The 16,308-nt window shown below is 68.5% G+C and carries 13 protein-coding genes; 12 read left to right on the plus strand and 1 reads right to left on the minus strand.

Features of this window, described 5'->3' with window-relative positions; genetic code table 11:
- Positions 1-18: 18 nt before the first annotated feature.
- The 11 genes from AC0662_RS04300 (at position 19) to AC0662_RS04350 (ending at position 11,946) form a co-directional block, all read left to right on the plus strand.
- Positions 19-1,515, plus strand: a complete 1,497-nt coding sequence (locus AC0662_RS04300) for an MFS transporter (RefSeq protein WP_478298440.1) — start codon at positions 19-21, stop codon at positions 1,513-1,515.
- Between the two features lie 124 nt (positions 1,516-1,639).
- On the plus strand, positions 1,640-2,701 hold the full coding sequence (locus AC0662_RS04305; protein ID WP_478298442.1) for a CaiB/BaiF CoA transferase family protein: 1,062 nt from the start codon (positions 1,640-1,642) through the stop codon (positions 2,699-2,701).
- Between the two features lie 61 nt (positions 2,702-2,762).
- Complete coding sequence (locus AC0662_RS04310; protein WP_452200362.1) at positions 2,763-3,782, plus strand: LacI family DNA-binding transcriptional regulator; 1,020 nt, start codon at positions 2,763-2,765, stop codon at positions 3,780-3,782.
- A 216-nt stretch (positions 3,783-3,998) separates the two neighbouring features.
- On the plus strand, positions 3,999-5,336 hold the full coding sequence (locus AC0662_RS04315) for an ABC transporter substrate-binding protein (RefSeq protein WP_478298444.1): 1,338 nt from the start codon (positions 3,999-4,001) through the stop codon (positions 5,334-5,336).
- Positions 5,337-5,367: 31 nt separating this feature from the next.
- The gene (locus tag AC0662_RS04320; RefSeq protein WP_478298446.1) at positions 5,368-6,333 is read left to right on the plus strand and encodes a carbohydrate ABC transporter permease; all 966 of its coding nucleotides are present in this window, start codon (positions 5,368-5,370) and stop codon (positions 6,331-6,333) included.
- The gene (locus AC0662_RS04325) at positions 6,333-7,235 is read left to right on the plus strand and encodes a carbohydrate ABC transporter permease (RefSeq protein WP_452200357.1); all 903 of its coding nucleotides are present in this window, start codon (positions 6,333-6,335) and stop codon (positions 7,233-7,235) included. The genes AC0662_RS04320 and AC0662_RS04325 overlap by 1 nt, the downstream gene beginning before the upstream one ends.
- Positions 7,235-8,323, plus strand: a complete 1,089-nt coding sequence (locus tag AC0662_RS04330) for a Gfo/Idh/MocA family protein (protein WP_478298448.1) — start codon at positions 7,235-7,237, stop codon at positions 8,321-8,323. The genes AC0662_RS04325 and AC0662_RS04330 overlap by 1 nt, the downstream gene beginning before the upstream one ends.
- Before the next feature lie 56 nt (positions 8,324-8,379).
- Positions 8,380-9,531 carry a CaiB/BaiF CoA transferase family protein gene (locus AC0662_RS04335; RefSeq protein ID WP_478298450.1) on the plus strand — a complete coding sequence of 384 codons (1,152 nt, stop codon included), beginning with the start codon at positions 8,380-8,382 and terminating at the stop codon, positions 9,529-9,531.
- Entirely contained in the window at positions 9,528-10,658 is a 1,131-nt protein-coding gene (locus AC0662_RS04340) for an extracellular solute-binding protein (protein WP_452200351.1), read from the plus strand. Before AC0662_RS04335 ends, AC0662_RS04340 begins: the two co-directional genes overlap by 4 nt.
- The gene (locus AC0662_RS04345; RefSeq protein ID WP_452200349.1) at positions 10,655-11,110 is read left to right on the plus strand and encodes a MaoC family dehydratase; all 456 of its coding nucleotides are present in this window, start codon (positions 10,655-10,657) and stop codon (positions 11,108-11,110) included. The genes AC0662_RS04340 and AC0662_RS04345 overlap by 4 nt, the downstream gene beginning before the upstream one ends.
- Positions 11,107-11,946, plus strand: a complete 840-nt coding sequence (locus AC0662_RS04350; protein WP_478298452.1) for an amidohydrolase family protein — start codon at positions 11,107-11,109, stop codon at positions 11,944-11,946. Before AC0662_RS04345 ends, AC0662_RS04350 begins: the two co-directional genes overlap by 4 nt.
- On the opposite strand, the gene AC0662_RS04355 is transcribed toward AC0662_RS04350, so the two are convergent.
- Positions 11,908-12,786, minus strand: a complete 879-nt coding sequence (locus tag AC0662_RS04355) for a DMT family protein (RefSeq protein ID WP_452200345.1) — start codon at positions 12,784-12,786, stop codon at positions 11,908-11,910. The two genes, AC0662_RS04350 and AC0662_RS04355, sit on opposite strands and share 39 nt — an antisense overlap.
- Positions 12,787-12,984: 198 nt before the next feature.
- Here AC0662_RS04355 and lysX point away from each other — a divergent pair, with 198 nt between their 5' ends.
- Complete coding sequence (gene lysX, locus AC0662_RS04360; RefSeq protein ID WP_478300190.1) at positions 12,985-16,308, plus strand: bifunctional lysylphosphatidylglycerol synthetase/lysine--tRNA ligase LysX; 3,324 nt, start codon at positions 12,985-12,987, stop codon at positions 16,306-16,308.

Consider the following 16,308-nt stretch of genomic DNA (forward strand, 5'->3'; position numbering starts at 1 on the left):
GCTCGAGAGGGAATTCTTATGACGACCACGCCCGAACCGGTCGCCGCAGTGGCCGGACGCTCCCGTAGTCCGCGTCTCGCGCTGGCGCTGCTGGCCCTGCCGTCGCTGTTGATCGCGATCGACATCAGTGTCCTCGGCGTCGCGCTGCCGAGGATGGCCGCTGACCTGCGGCCGTCGCCCACCGAGTTGCTCTGGATGAACGACATCTACGGGTTCATGGTCGGCGGCACGATGATCACCATGGGGGCGGTGGGGGACCGGATCGGCCGGCGGCGGCTGATCGTCGCCTGCGCGGCGGTGTTCGCGATCGCCTCGGCCGTCGCCGCGTTCTCGACCGCGCCCTGGATGATCATCGCGACCCGGGCGGTGATGGGCATCGCCGGCGCGGCGATCATGCCGGCCTCGATGGCGCTGATCGGCCAGCTGTTCCCGGATCCGAAGCACCGGGTGTCCGCGATGGGTGCGTACATGACGTGCTTCCTCACCGGGATGGCGGTCGCGCCGCTGATCGGTGGCGTGATGCTGCAGTACTGGTGGTGGGGCTCGGTGTTCCTGCTCGGCGTACCGGTGATGCTGGTGACCGTGCTGGCGGCGCCGCGGCTGCTGCCCGAGTCGCAGACCCAGGTCACGGCACCGATCGATCTGCGTAGCGCCGCGCTCTGCCTCGCCGCGATCCTCACGCTCGTGGCCACGCTCAAGTGGGCGGTCAACGGTGCGACCGTCTGGGAGGCGATCGGCCTCGGAGCGATCGGCGTCGTTCTGGGCGTGCTGTTCGTACGGCGTCAGCACGCACTGGAGCACCCGCTGGTCGATCTGTCGCTGCTGCGACGGCCCGGCGTGAGCCGCGCGATGTGGGTGCTGTTCCTGACCGCGCTGCTGATGGGCGGTACGTCGATCTTCGCGGCGTTCTACCTGCAGTCGGCACTTGGCCTGTCACCGCTGACCGCGGCGCTGTGGATGATCCCGTCGATGCTGGCGATGATCATCGCGTCGAACACCGGTCCCTGGCTCGGCCACCGGTTCCGCCCGAAGTACGTCGTACTCGGGGGTCTGCTCGTGATGGCTGCCGGGTTCGTGCCGTTCGCGCTGCTCCCGGTCGGGCGGTCCGGCATCGCCGTGGTGGTGTGCGGGTCCATCCTGACGACCGCCGGTGTCGGGGCAGCGTTCCCGTTCCTGATGAACGACATCATTTCGCATGCACCGCAGGAGCAGGCCGGCTCGGCCGCGTCGCTGGCGCAGACCGCGAACGAGATCGGGATCGCTACTGGACTGGTCGTCCTCGGCAGTCTGGCGACGGTCGTGTATCGGTCCAGGCTGTCCGCGGCGGCTGGTCACGCGGACGGGTCCTGGGTCGACGGCTTCCGGCTCGCGACCACGGGGCACGACGCCGTCCTTCTGGACCAGGTCCGTACTGCGTTCGTCGACGGCTACCGCGCTGCCGGAGTCGTTGCTGCCGTGACCATGCTGGTCGTCCTGGCGCTGTATGTGCTCCCGGAACGCCGCCGGGCTGCCTGAATGGTGGACGGATCGGTTGCCCCTGCGGAAGCCGCGGCCTATCGTTGCGCAAACGATTGAGCAGGTCGGCGCGGCACGAGCGGGGGACGGGATGCAGGACGCGGAGCTTCCGTTGGCGGGAGTCGTGGTGCTGGACTTCAGCCAGTTCCTGGCCGGTCCGGTCGCAGCACTGCGACTGGCCGATCTCGGCGCGCGGGTGATCAAGATCGAGCGTCCCGTGACGGGCGAGATCGGCCGGACGCTCGCGTTCGCGGGGCGGTGGGCGGACGAGGACACGGTCTCGTTCCACGCGATGAACCGGAACAAGGAAGCGGTCGTTGCCGATCTCAAGGATCCCGGGGACCTCGCGCGCGTCAAGGGCCTCGTGGCGCGGGCCGACGTACTGATCCACAACTTCCGTCCGGGGGTGATGGAGCGACTCGGGCTCGACTACGACGCGGTGCGGGCGCTCAATCCGGGGCTCGTGTATGCGGCGGCCTCCGGGTACGGCGCCGACGGGCCGTGGTCGGGTCGCCCGGGGCAGGATCTGCTGGCGCAATCGGTTTCTGGTCTTGCGTGGGCGAGTGGCGCCGACCGTCCCGTGACGGTCGGGCTCTCGCTTGCCGATCACTTGATGAGCTGTCATCTTGCGGAGGGCGTGACCGCACTGCTGGTGCGCAAGGCGCGCACGGGCCGCGGTGGGCTGGTCGAGACGAGTCTGCTCGAAGGCATGCTCGATCTGCAGTTCGAGTCACTCACCGCACGACTCAACAGGATGAAGGCTGACCGCTCGAACGGTCTGTATCGAACTGCTGATGGATATTTGGCAATCGCGTCGACGCGGGATGAGCTGGGTCGAGTGCTGGGCGACTCCGATCCGGCAACTCGGCTCACGACAGCGAAAACCGCGCACTGGCTGGAGCTTCTCACCAAAGCAGGTATCGATTGCGCGCCACTGCAAACCCTCGAGGAGTTGCTCGCGTCGCCCGAGTTCGCGGCCGTTGAGATGACGCAGGTCGTGGAGCGTCCGCCCGCCGAGCCGGGCGGCGAGCCACTCCGGCTGACCACGACCCGCAGCCCGATCCGCATTGACGGCGAGGTGCTCCGTAGCTCCCGCGCGGCCCCACGTCTCGGAGCGCAGGGCCACGTGCGCCACGGGACCGACATGCTCACCGGTCCCGCCGTGGGGAGACCAGATGGCGGGTAAAGGCGGCGTGTCCGGGAGGCTTGATGGGGGAGGCGGGGGGCGCGTCAGTAGGGTGGGCGGCATGGCCACCCTGGGTGATGTCGCCGCCCGCGCCGGCGTCTCGATCTCTGCCGTTTCGCGCGTGCTCAGTGACGCCCCGGACTCGCGGGTCAGCGCGGAGACCCGGCAGCGGATCGTCGACGCCGCGCATGAACTGCAGTACCGGCCCAACTTCGCCGGGCGCGCGCTCAAGTCCGCCCGGACGCAGGTGGTCGGTCTGGTCGTTCCGGACATCACCAACGCGCTGTTCACCGAGCTGATGCACGGCGCGGAGGACGAGGCGACGGAGCGCGGGTACACGGTGCTGCTCGGGCGCTCGGACGACGTACGGCCGGGTGGGGAGGTCATCTCGCGCCTGATCGGTGAGGGGCGAGTCGACGGCATGGCCCTGCAGGTGGGTGACGGCGTGCCTCCCGCGGGTCTCGGTGCCCTGCTCAGCACGCAGGCGCCGATCGTGCTGGTGAACTCGGCGAGCCCGGGCTACACCGGGTCGGTCACGCTGGACGACCACAACGGCGCGCGCGTCGCGACCGAGCATCTGCTCGAGCTCGGACACGAGCGGATCGCCTTTGCCAACGGGCTGCCGCGGTCGTTCACCGCGAAGCGCCGACGCACCGGTTACAAGCTGGCGCTCGCCACGGCGGGTGTTCGGGTGCCGAAGGAGTACGAGACCCGCGCCGGTTACACGGTCGACAACGGACGTACGGCGCTGCGTCGGCTGATGGCGCTGGACCCGAAGCCGACGGGCATCGTGGTGGCGAACGTCAACGCTGCCGTTGGTTTGATCGGGGAAGCGCGGAAGGCCGGCATCAAGGTGCCGGAAGACCTGTCCGTCGTGACGGTTCACGACTCCTGGACCGCCGAGAACACCTGGCCGCCGTTGACCGCGGTGCGGATGCAGTTCTACACCGTCGGGCGCACCGCCGTACGGAGTGTGATCCGGCGCATCGAGACGGGGGAGACCTCCAACGAGGTCGTCACCGACCCGCCACCGGAACTCGTCGTCCGCGAGTCCACCGCCCGCCCGCGCCGCCGCGGCTGACGGTCTTCACCGCGGCCCGCACTCGTAGCCGCTGACAGCCCGCGAGTCCCGCGCGGCTGCAGATCAGGATTCTGCGGTGGCTGCGCAAAAGTCCGTGCTCAAACGATTGACCACAGGCAATCTGCAGGTTTAGCGTTCTGCTCTAACGTTTGAGCAGCTGGTCGGACAGCTCGGACCGCCGCCACCGCTCGGGACACGAAGCGAAGGAGTCCGTTCATGAAGTCACCCGGAGTACGTCCCGGGACCAAGCGCACCGTGGCCGCCGCGACCCTGGTGTTCGCGACCGCCCTGCTGAGCGCCTGTGGGTCGTCCGGCGGTGGTGCCGGCGCGGAGACCAAGCAGACGGACTCCGGTGGTGCGATCACGGTCTGGGTCGACCCGCCGCGGGTGCCCGCCGCGAAGGCCTTCCAGAAGGCTCATCCCGAGATCAAGACGACCATCAACCAGATCGACGGGACCGTCGGCGGCAAGTCGCTGCAGCAGCAGTTCGCCCAGTTCAACCAGGCCGGGAAGGGCTGGCCGGACGCGATCTTCTTCCCGTCCAACGACGACATCGCGTGGGCGTCCGGTGCGCAGGTCAACTACACCGCCGACCTCAGCGACCAGCTCCCCGACGTGATCAAGGGCTACGAGGACGCGGTGATCGCGCCGTGCAAGATCGACGGCAAGATCCGCTGCCTGCGCAACGACGCCGCCCCTGACGTCTTCTGGTACAACCCGGCCTTCTTCAAGCAGTACGGCTACACCGTCCCGAAGACCTGGGACGAGTACGGCGACCTCGCCGTCCGGATCGCGAAGGAACACCCGGGCAAGCTCAGCGGCTTCACCGGCGACGCCTACGCGCCCGACCGCTACCTGTGGGCCTCCGGCTGCCCGACGAACGCTCGCAAGTCCGAGACCGAGGTCCACATCGACCTCACGGACCCGAAGTGCGTGCGCGCGAAGGACCTGCTGACGAAACTCGTGCAGAGCAAGGCGGTCTCGACGGTCGGGATCTTCGACGCCGACGCCGCGAAGGTCGGCAAGGACGTGGTGATGAGCCCGGGCGCCGCCTGGTGGGGCGACTACCTGTTCCGCCAGTCCTGGAAGGTGCCGGCCGGGCAGGTGACCGCGGTCGCGCCGCTGGCCTGGAAGGGTGAGGACAAGCCGGCCACGGGCAACGAGGGCGGCGGCCTGTGGGGCATCTCCCGGCACATCACCGGCAAGCAGCTGCAGAACACGCTGACGTTCGCCAAGTTCGTTGCCACCGACCCCCAGTGGCAGGTCGAGCTGTCGACCGGACTGCCGGCGTACGGCGCGGTGCAGGACGCGTGGGCCGCGAAGCAGGCGAAGACGAAGTACTTCGCGGACGACAAGACGACGTTCGCAGCGATGAAGGGTGCGAACGCCTTCGTCCAGCCCGATCACTCCTACCTGCTCTACAACACCGGCAGTGTGTGGACCGAAACGGTCGCTGCCGGCCTGGCCTCCGGGAAGAGCGTCGACCAGGCCTGGAGCGGGTTCAACGACGAATTGCTCAAGCAGGCCAAGGCGATGGGCTACACCGTCAAGTAGCCGGACCCGCCACCAGATCAAGGAGTGAGGCATGACGACCGCGCTGCTCGACGAGCGCAGGACGAGCGCTCCGGTGCCGAAGGCCCGGCGCCGCAAGGCGAAGGTGTCCCGGCCGAGTGAGACCAGGGGAGCCTGGATCCTGCTCTCGCCGTACGTCGTCCTGTTGCTCATCGGCGGCATCGTGCCGGTGGGCTACGCGATCAAGACCGCGTTGGAGAAGCCGCCGACACCGTTGGACCCGAGCACCGGGTTCGGCGGCGTCGCGAGCTTCAAGACGGTGTTCACCGACTTCCGGTTCCTCGACACGTTCCAGAACGTGTTCGCGACGCTGGTGATCTGGCTGCCGATCATGATGGTCGGGATCGTCGGCCTGGCGCTGCTGATCCACGCCAGCCCGGGCCGGTTCGGTGCGGCGATGCGGTTCGTCTACTACATCCCCGGCGCGCTGGCCGGGATCGCGAACTTCGTGCTGTGGGTCTACCTGCTGAACCCCGGGCAGTCGCCGATCGAGGGATTCTGGCACGCGGTCGGGGTGGACACGATCAAGCAGGCGGTCGCGTCGCCCGGCCACCTGCCGTTCGTCCTCACCGCGATGATGTTCTTCCAGGGCGTCGGTTCCTGGATCATCGTGGTCAACGGCGGCCTGAACGGGATCCCCGACGACATCTTCGAGGCGGCCGCACTGGACGGCGCGGGAGCGTGGCAGCTCGCGTGGCACGTGAAGCTGCCGATCATCCGGCCGTGGATCGGGTACGCCGCGCTGATGAACCTCGCGTACGGCTTCCAACTGTTCCTCGAGCCCCAGCTGCTCGACCAGGTGGCGAGCAACGCGCTACCTGACCAGTGGACGCCGACGCAGTTGGGCTACGCGTTCGCGTTCAGCAACTACAACTTCCCGGCCGCGGCTGCGATGTCGCTGATCTTGCTGGTGATCACGCTCGGCATCGGGTTGCTGATCGTCTTCCGCAGCGGGCTGTTCGGCAAGGAGGACCAGTGATGCGGATCGAGAACTGGAGCGCCGGCCGGCTGGCCCGCGTGGTGTCGATGCTGTTCGTCGCCGCGATCTTCCTGCTGCCGATCGCGGGCTTCGTCGCGATGGCGTTCCGTTCCAACGACGGAGTGGAGTCGGGAAGCGGTGGACTGCTCGGTCTCGGGGACATTGCCTGGAGCAACGTCCGGTACAGCTGGTCGCAGGTCAACGGTTTCGGCCCCGATGGCGGCCTGTTCACGCGCTGGCTGACCAACTCACTGATCGTTGCCTGCGGCGGTGCGATCCTGGCCGTCATCGCGGCGCTCCCGGCCGGCTACGCGATGGCCCGCCTGCGGTTCCGCGCGCGCCGGGCGGTGCTCCTGATCACGTTGATCACGATGGTGATGCCGAACACGGTCCTGGTGATCCCGCTGTTCCTCGAGGTGAACGCGGTAGGCGCGGTCGGCCAGCTGTGGCCGGTCGCGCTGATCATGGGCTTCTTCCCGTTCGGCGTCTACCTGTCCTACATCCACTACATGACCACGATGCCGAAGGAACTGGTCGAGGCGGCTCGGCTGGACGGCCTGGGTGAGGTGTCGGTCTTCTGGTGGATCGCACTGCGGATCTCCAAGCAGGTCGTCGTACTCGTGGCGTTCTTCGCGTTCGTCGCGAACTGGACCAACTTCTTCCTGCCGCTCGCGCTGCTGTCGTCGAACCAGAACAACCAGACGGTGTCGATCGGTCTGCAGCAGCTGATCGGCGCGAGCCCGCTGTTCAACCCGACGGTCGCGGCCGGCCTGGACGTGAAGCTCTACATGCCGCAGCTCGCGCTCGCGACGTTCATCTCGATGCTCCCGTTGCTGGTGGTCTTCCTCGGTGCCCAGCGCTTCCTGATCCGCGGTGAGACGGTCGGGGCGGTGAAGGGCTGATGCTCAACGAGTTCGCCCCACACCTGGGCTACACCCTCGCGCTGCCGAAGAACCCGCGCCCGATCGTGCTCGTCGGCGCCGGTGGCATCGTCCGCGACGCCCACCTCCCGGCGTACCGCAAGGCCGGCTTCGAGGTCGCCAGCATCACCGACCTCCAGCTCGATCGCGCGCAAACTCTCGCGGAGCAGTACGACATCCCCGAGGTGTACGACGACATCGCTGCCGCCGTGGCAGCGGCACCCGCCGACCCGGTCTACGACATAGCCCTCCCGCCCGAGGCGCACATCGACGTACTCGAAGAACTCCCCGACGGAGCCGCGGTCCTGCTCCAGAAGCCGCTGGGCAACCACTTGCCCGACGGCATCCGCACGCGGGAGGTCTGTCGCCGCAAACGCCTCGTCGCCGCGGTCAACACCCAACTCCGCTTCGCCCCGTACGTCGCGGCCGCTCGTGAACTGATTGCCGCAGGCACCATCGGCGAGCTCTACGACCTCGAGATCCGGGTCTCGGTCCGCACCCCGTGGGAGATGTTCCCGTACGTCCTGAAGCTCGACCGCCTCGAGATCAACATGCACAGCGTGCACTACCTCGATCTCGTCCGCTCGTTCCTCGGCGACCCGACCGGCGTCTCCGCGGTCACCGTGAAGCACCCGGAGAAGACGCACGCGAACAGCCGGTCCGACATCGCTCTCACGTACGGCGATCGCCCGGTGCGGGTCGTGGTCTCGACGAACCACGACCACCACTTCGGCGAGCGCTACGAGGAGAGCTACATCAAGTGGGAAGGCACCAAGGGCGCGGTACGGGCGCAGCTCGGGCTGCTGCTCGACTACCCGCGCGGCGGTGAGGACCGGCTCGAGGTCGTCACCGACGACCGGCTCGAGGAGGGCTGGCGGCCGGTGCGGTTCGAGGGCTCGTGGTTCCCGGACGCGTTCATCGGCTCGATGAGCGTCGTCCAGCGGTACCTGGAGGGCTCGTTCCCGTCGCTCCCCACCTCGGTGGAGGACGTCTTCCGGACGATGGCGGTCGTCGAGGCCGCGTACACGTCCGCCGCGAGCGGTGGCGAGCCACCGCAGTACAACGCCTGACTCTTGCCTGACTCTGTGGGAGGAAGACCTATGAGACACGCTCTGGGAACCGAATGGTGACCGAGCTGCCCCTGACAGGGGTCACCGTACTCGACTTCAGCCAGTTCCTGGCCGGGCCGGTGGCCGCGCTGCGGCTGGCCGACCTGGGCGCGCGAGTGATCAAGATCGAGCGCCCCGGCAGCGGCGACGCGGGTCGGCAGCTGGCGTTCGCGGGCCGGATGGTCGGCAGCGACAGCATGTCGTTCCACGCGATGAACCGGAACAAGGAGAGCCTGGTCGCGAACCTGAAGGATCCGGGCGATCTCGCCAGGGTCCGGGCGCTGGTCGCGGAAGCCGACGTGGTGGTTTCGAACTTCCGTCCGGGCGTGATGGAACGCCTCGGCCTCGACTACGAGACGGTCCGCCGGATCAACCCGGCCATCGTCTACGGCAGCGTCAGCGGGTACGGCGACAGCGGTCCCTTCAAGGATCGCCCCGGACAGGATCTGCTCGCCCAGTCGATCGCCGGCCTGCCCTGGCTGAACGGCTCGCGCGACGATCCGCCCGTACCCGTCGGCCTGGCCGTCGCGGATCATCTCGCCAGCTGTCACCTCGCGCAAGGCATCACCGCCCTGCTGGTACGGCGGTTCCGCACCGGCCGGGGTGGTCACGCGCAGACCAGCCTGTTGGAGGCCCTGCTCGACCTCGAGTTCGAGCTGCTGACGACGCGCCTGAACGACCCGTCGATCGAAGTACGGCGGAAGGGCAATCGCTCCGCGCACGCGTTCCTGCCGGCGCCGTACGGCATCTATCCGACCAGTGACGGGTACCTCGCCATCGCGATGAACCCGGTGCCGGTGATCGGCCGGCTGCTCGAGCTGCCGGAGGTCGCCGCGATGAGCGACCCGCAGTCGTGGTGGGACCGGCAGGAAGAGATCGAAGGGCTGCTGTCCGAGCGCCTCAGCACTCGGACGCGGGCGGAGTGGCTCGCCGTTCTCGACGCCGAGGACGTGTGGTGCGCACCTGTTCTCACGCTGGACGAGCTGGTCGAACACGACGGTTTCCGGGCGATCGCGATGACCCAGGAACTGAGTCGCGACGGCCTCGAGCTGGTCACGACGCGGAGCCCGATCAGGATCGACGGCGAGCGGCTGATCGACCCGCGCCCGGCGCCCCGGCTGGGGGAGCACGATCCCTTCGGCCCTCACGAGGTGGAGGAGATCGCATGACGACGTTACGCGGTATGACGTGGGAGCACCCGCGCGGTTACGACTGTCAGGTCGCCGCGGCGGAGGCGTACGCCCGCCGGACCGGTGTCGAGGTGCAGTGGGAGTTCCGCTCGCTCCAGGCGTTCGCGGACGAACCTCTCGCCGGTCTCGCGGCCCGGTACGACCTGCTCGTCATCGATCATCCGCACGTCCCGTTGGCGGCCGCCGAAGGGCTGCTCGCACCGCTCGACGGCGCGGGCCACGACACGGAGCTGGCGGCGCTGGCTTCCGATGCCGTGGGCAACAGTCATGCGTCGTACGCGCACGACGGCCATCAGTACGGACTCGCCACCGACTCCGCTGCCCAGGTCGCCGTCCACCGGCCGGATCTGCTGCCCGCGCCACCCACGGACTGGGACGGCGTTCTCGCCCTGGCCGGCGAGGGCAGGGTGCTCTGGCCCGCGAAACCGATCGACGCGTACTCCTCGCTGTGCACCCTCGCCGCCAACCGCGGTACGCCGGTCGCCGCCGAACCCGGACGCTTCCTCGCCGAGGACGACGCGGGCGCCGTACTCGACCTGATGCACCGCCTCGCCGAGCGCGTACCCGAGTGGTGCCTCGCGGCGAACCCGATCGAGGTCGCCGAGGCGCTGGTGAAGGACGATCGCTGGGCCTACGCCCCGCTGGCCTACGGGTACTCGAACTACTCGCGCGCAGGCTTCCGTTCCCAGCGGCTCAAGTACGTCGACATTCCCGCGGGGCCGCGTGGCGTCGCCGGGTCGCAGCTCGGCGGTGCGGGAATCGCGGTCTCGGCGTACAGCCAAGACCTCGACGCGGCGCGCGCGTACGCGCTCTGGCTGGCGTCGCCGGAGGTGCAGTCCGGGGTGTACTACGACGCAGGCGGCCAGCCCGGGTACGCCGCTTCGTGGGACGACGACCGGCTCAACAAGGACTCCTGGGATTTCTTCCGCGGGACCCGGCGCACGCTCGAAGGCGCCTGGGTGCGACCGCGGACCGCGGGCTACATGGAGTTCCAGGACGTCGCGTCGCCCTGGGTCACCCAGGCACTGCGTGGCGAGCTGACGGACGCCGAGCTGATCCGGCGTACGAACGCACTGGCCGAGAAGTTGCTGGAGGCAACCCGATGATCGTGGTGGACCGGTATTTCGAGGACTACGCGATCGGGGAGAGCCGGACGACCGTCGGCCGCACGATCACCGAGGCCGACATCGTGCTGCACGCCGGTCAGACCGGCGACTTCTTCCCGCACCACATGGACGCGGAGTGGATGGCGACCCAGCCGGCCGGTCAGCGGATCGCACACGGCACGCTGATCCTGTCCGTCGCGGTCGGGATGACGGCGGGCGACATCAATCCACGGGCGATGTCGTACGGGTACGACAAGATCCGGTTCATCAAGCCGGTGTTCATCGGCGACACCATCACCGTCGGCGCGGTCATCACCGAGAAGGCAGACCACAAGCGGATGCCGGGGACGCACGGCTACGTGCACGAGCAGGTGAGCGTGACCAACCAGCGGGCGGAGACCGTGCTCGTCCTCACCCATCTGTACCTGGTCGAGAAACGAGGTCCGGCATGATCATCGACGCCCACCAGCACGTCTGGGACCTGAACCGCTCGCCGTACCAGTGGCTCGGTCCGCACGTACCGCAGTGGAACCGAACCTTCACCTTCGAGGAGCTGCGTCCACAGCTGACCCGCAACGGTGTCGACGCCACCGTGCTGGTGCAGTCCGACGACCACGACAGCGACACCGAGCTCATGCTCGAGGTGGCCGACAAGCATCCCGAGGTCGCGGCCGTCGTCGCGTACGTCCCGCTCGACCGGCCGGACATCGCCGCGGAGCGCCTTGCCGAACTGCGCAAGGATCCCCGGGTTGTCGGCATCCGCAATCTGATCCATGACATTCCGGACCCGGACTGGATTCTGCGGCCTGAGGTGGACGAGGGACTCGGAGTTCTCGAACAGGCGGACGTGACCTTCGACTACGTCGCCGTACTGCCGCGGCATCTCGAACACGTCCCCACACTGTCGGAGCGGCATCCCGGGCTGCGGATCGTCATCGACCACCTCGCCAAGCCGCCGATCGGGGAGTCCGATCCCGAGCCGTGGTGGAGCCTGATCGAGACGGCCGCACAGAATCCACTCGTGCACGCGAAGCTCTCCGGTCTGTACCCCGGTGCCGCGCCTGACACCTGGACGCCGGACGGGATCCGGCCGTTCGTGGACCGTGGCCTGGAGGTGTTCGGCCCGTCCCGTCTGATGTACGGCGGCGACTGGCCGATCTCGACTGCAGCGGGCGGCTATGACCGGGTGTTCGCCGGACTGGCCGACGTACTGTCCGATCTCTCGGCGACCGAACGTGAAGAGATCTACTCAGGCACCGCGCGTCGCTTCTACCGCATCCGGCTCTGAGAGGTCGCCGTGCCGGGACAGGCTTAGTGCGCCCGCCACCGCGAGGACGAAGCCCAGGGCCGCGACCCAACCCCAGCCCGGCCTCGGGCGGTCGCCCAGGAGCAGGAGGCCGACCAGCGCGGGGGCGACCGTCTCGCCGATCACCAGCGGCGCGGTTGCCTGCGTCACGGTGCCGCGTTGCAGGGCCGTCGAGTAGGTGAGGAGTGCGACTCCGCCGGCCAGGATGAGCGCGTAGATCGCCGGATCGCGCAGCAGGACCCCGAGATCGCTGAAGAGCGTGTCGAGCTGGACCGAGCTGGGCAGGATGCGCGCGGCGACCGCGACCGCGCCGAATTCGAGACCGGCCAGCGAGCCGAGCGCGGCGGCACCTGGCGCGCCGTTGATCCGCCCCAAGGGAATTGCCAGCAGGCCCAGCGCGACGGCTGCCACCAGGACTCCCCAGCGTTCCGCAGTGCCGACCGAGACCGTACGGTCCTCCGCCGCGGACAGCCCGATCAGGACCAGTCCGACAACCACAACGATCAACGCGAACCATTCGGGCCGGCGCAGCGGCATGTGTAAAAAGATTGCGCCGAGAACGGCGGTGACCGCGAGGAAACTCGCCACGATCGACTGCACGACGAACAACGGCAAAGTGCGCAGGGCGGCAATCGACAGCAGGAAGGCAAAAGTGTCGAAGGCGATTCCCAGCACATACCGCCAGGAGCCGAACAATCGAATGAGTAACCGCGGGTCGAGACCTTCCACGGATTGCGTACGGCGGGCCGCGACGGCCTGGAGAACCGAGCCGATCCCGTAGCAGACCGCCGCCGCGAAGGCTCCCAGCAGACCGGCGACCATGTCCCGAGGCTACGCCCGTCGCGGCCGGCGGCCCACCGTCACCGACCGTGTCGGCACGGACGGTAGGCGGTTGTTTCGGCCGTATACGTCACCAACGGTCTCCTGTACCGTCGGGATTCGGGGAGATGCGCGCCGCGCATTCGGGGTGTTTACTGGCGGGCCTGGATGAACACATCGGTGGATACTGCTGCGTTGCCAGTGGGACCGACGGCCCGGGTGCGCGCGGTCGAGGTTCGCAAACCGCTCGACGATCGCTGGCCGGACCATTTCGCGGCGGCCATGTTCGGCTTTGCGGCGTTGGTGACCGTGGTCGCGGTGGTACCGCCGTGGCGGGATTACTTCGCACGCGAGCAGGACATCGTCTCGATGCTCACGATCCCGATCGTGCCGAGCCTGGTCTATGCCGCGCTGCTGGTGGCCATGGGGGTCGCGCTGCGCCGCCGGTTGCGCGCCGCGTGGTGGCTCCTGGTGCTGTGGTGGCTCATCGTGCCGGAGATCGCCCGGATCGGTTCCCTGCTCGACGGCGGTTCGTGGGTCCAGGCCATCGGCCTCGTACTGATCGCCGCGGTCCTGGTCGTCGCGTGGCGTGCCCGTCCGCAGTTCCTGGCCAGGCGCGTGCCCGGCAGCCTGTGGCAGGCGATCGCGGTGTTCGTGGTCGGTGGCGGGCTGGTGCTCGTCGGCGGTGCCGCGCTGGTACGCCGGTTCGGCGATGCGGGCGATTTCGCGAACGCGGCGCAGTACGTCCTGGACGAGATGTTCACCGACATCGGCGTGCTGGCGCCTGATCACGCGGTGACCGCGCCGTGGTGGGTGCGAGGGCTGATCGGGCTCGCTGGCGCGGCCGTCGTACTGCTGGCGGCGCAACTGTTGTTCCGGGCGCCGAAGCAGAGTCGGACTCTGGACGTTGCCGACGAAGCGCGGATCCGGACGCTGCTGCGGGACTTCGGTGGCGCCGACTCGCTCGGCTACTTCGCCACCCGCCGGGACAAGTCGATCATCTGGGACTCCGGCGATCCGGCCACGGCTCAGTCGGGGGTCTCGTACCGCGCGATCGGGTCGGTCAGTCTCGCCAGCGGGAACCCGGTCGGCGACCCGGAGCACTGGCCGATGGCGATCGAGCAATGGCGCGAGCATGCTCGGTCGAAGGGGCTGTCGCTCGCGGTGATGGGTGCGGGCGAGGAAGGCGCTGCGGCGTTCGCGGAGGCTGGACTGACGGCGTACGAGATCGGTGACGAGGCCGTTCTCGATCTGCGGACGTTCTCGCTGAACAGGCCTGGTTTGAAGGCGGTCAGGCAGTCGGTCGCGCGCTTGCAGCGTCGCGGGTACACCACGGACGTCGTACGGCACTCGAGTCTGACGGCCGACGTGTTCGGGGCGCTCAGTACGGCGGCCGCGTCGTGGCGAGGGGATGGCGGGGACGAGCGCGGGTTCTCGATGGCGCTCGGTCGCTTGGAGGATCCGCTCGACGGTGAGTGCGTCTTGGTGCGTACGCAGGACGCGGAGGGCACGCTGCGCGGATTCCTGAGCTTCGCGCCGTGGGGGCACACCGGGCTCTCGCTCGACCTGATGCGCCGGGACCCGTCGGCGGACAACGGTCTGGTGGAGTTGATGGTTGCGGCGCTCGCGGAGGAGTCCGCGACCATCGGCATCGGCCGGGTGTCGCTCAACTTCGCGATGTTCCGCGAGGCGTTCGAGCGGGGAGCTGAGCTCGGCGCCGGCCCGGTTGCGAGGCTGTGGCGTCAGGCGCTCCTGGTGGCGAGCCGCAATTGGCAACTCGAGTCGCTGTACCGCTCGAACGCGAAGTATCTCCCGGACTGGCAGCCGCGGTTCATGTGCTTCGAGTACACCTCGGACCTGCCGCGCGTGGGGACTGCCGCGGGCAGTGCCGAGGGGTTCCTGACGCGTCCGAGTCTCTCGATGCTCCGGGGCAAGCATCCGGCGGCAGCTCTGGACACCGCGGGTGCCGACCACGCCGCGGCGGTGACCGCGCTGATCCCAGCACCACCGGACCCGCTGGCCGAGGCGCTGTCCGTTGACGACCTTCCCGAACAGGTGCGCGTCCGCCGGGCGAAGCTGGACCGGATCAGGGCGAGTGGCGTCGATCCGTACCCCGTGACCTACCCGCGCACGCACAGGCTGGCGCAGGTCAGGGCCGAGGCCGGTGACCTTCCGCCGGGTACGTCGACCGGCCGCCGGGTCGCGGTGACCGGTCGCATCCTCCTGAAACGCGATCACGGACGGCTCGGGTTCGCGAAGCTGCGCGACGGCAGCGGTGACCTGCAACTGATGGTCGACCTGGCTGGCGTCGGCGCGGAGCAGTACGACTTCTGGCGCCATGAGATCGACCTCGGCGACCAGGTCGGTGTCACCGGCGAGGTCATCACCACTCGGCGGGGTGAGCTCTCGGTCCGAGCCGAGTCGTTGCGCTTGACAAGCAAGTCGATCCGCCCGCTGCCGGACAAGTTCAGAGGTCTGGTCGACCCGGAGGCCCGGATCCGGGCGCGGTACGTCGACCTGATCGTGCGTCCCGCCGCGCGCGACGTCGCGTACACCCGCTCGACCGTCGTACGCAGTGTCCGCGATTCCCTGCAGGCGCGGGGATTCGTCGAGGTCGAAACACCGGTCCTGCAACTGGTCCACGGCGGTGCGAACGCGCGTCCGTTCGAGACTCACATGAACGCCTACGACCTCGATCTGTACCTGCGGATCGCGACCGAGCTGCACCTGAAGCGGCTGCTGGTCGGCGGGATCGAGAAGGTGTTCGAGGTCGGCCGGCAGTTCCGCAACGAAGGCGTCGACTTCAAGCACAACCCGGAGTTCACGTCGCTCGAGGTCTACGAGACGTACGGCGACTACAACACGATGCGCGTGCTGACACAGGAGCTCATCCAGGAGGCCGCGACCGCGGTGTACGGCGCGCCGATCGCGCGCCGTACCGATGCGGACGGGAAGAGGATCGAGTACGACCTGTCCGGGAACTGGCCGGTGAAGAGCATCTGCGAAGCGGTGTCGGAGGCACTCGGCGAGGAGGTCACCGCGGACACGCCGACCGAGAAGCTGCTCCGGCACGCCGCGAAGGTCGGCTTGGAGCCGGACGCCGACGCCACCTGGGGCGTGGTGCTCGAAGGTATCTACGAGGAACTGTGCGAGCGCACCACGTCGACGCCGGTCTTCTACACCGACTTCCCGAAGGACAACGCGCCGCTGACGAGGCCGCACCGAGTGGATCCACGGCTCGCCGAGAAGTGGGACCTGGTGATCTTCGCGGCCGAGCAAGGTACGGCGTACTCCGAGTTGATCGACCCGGTGGACCAGCGGGCCCGGCTGGTCGCGCAGTCCCAGCTCGCGGCAGCGGGCGATCCCGAAGCGATGCAGGTCGACGAGGACTTTCTCGAGGCCCTCGAGTACGGCATGCCGCCGACCGGCGGGATGGGGATGGGGATCGACCGGCTGGTGATGAACCTGACCGGTCTGTCGATCCGCGACACCATCCTGTTCCCGTTGGTCCGGCCCAACGGGTAG

The sequence above is a fragment of the Kribbella sp. NPDC043289 genome (assembly GCF_056436705.1).

Excerpts from the sequence above, each read along its gene's own strand:
- AC0662_RS04320 (WP_478298446.1), top strand. The coding sequence starts at position 5,368 with ATGACGACCGCGCTGCTCGACGAGCGCAGGACGAGCGCTCCGGTGCCG.
- AC0662_RS04350 (WP_478298452.1), top strand. The coding sequence starts at position 11,107 with ATGATCATCGACGCCCACCAGCACGTCTGGGACCTGAACCGCTCGCCG.
- AC0662_RS04325 (WP_452200357.1), top strand. The coding sequence starts at position 6,333 with ATGCGGATCGAGAACTGGAGCGCCGGCCGGCTGGCCCGCGTGGTGTCG.
- AC0662_RS04355 (WP_452200345.1), bottom strand. The coding sequence starts at position 12,786 with ATGGTCGCCGGTCTGCTGGGAGCCTTCGCGGCGGCGGTCTGCTACGGG.
- AC0662_RS04340 (WP_452200351.1), top strand. The coding sequence starts at position 9,528 with ATGACGACGTTACGCGGTATGACGTGGGAGCACCCGCGCGGTTACGAC.
- AC0662_RS04315 (WP_478298444.1), top strand. The coding sequence starts at position 3,999 with ATGAAGTCACCCGGAGTACGTCCCGGGACCAAGCGCACCGTGGCCGCC.
- AC0662_RS04330 (WP_478298448.1), top strand. The coding sequence starts at position 7,235 with ATGCTCAACGAGTTCGCCCCACACCTGGGCTACACCCTCGCGCTGCCG.
- AC0662_RS04310 (WP_452200362.1), top strand. The coding sequence starts at position 2,763 with ATGGCCACCCTGGGTGATGTCGCCGCCCGCGCCGGCGTCTCGATCTCT.
- AC0662_RS04300 (WP_478298440.1), top strand. The coding sequence starts at position 19 with ATGACGACCACGCCCGAACCGGTCGCCGCAGTGGCCGGACGCTCCCGT.
- AC0662_RS04345 (WP_452200349.1), top strand. The coding sequence starts at position 10,655 with ATGATCGTGGTGGACCGGTATTTCGAGGACTACGCGATCGGGGAGAGC.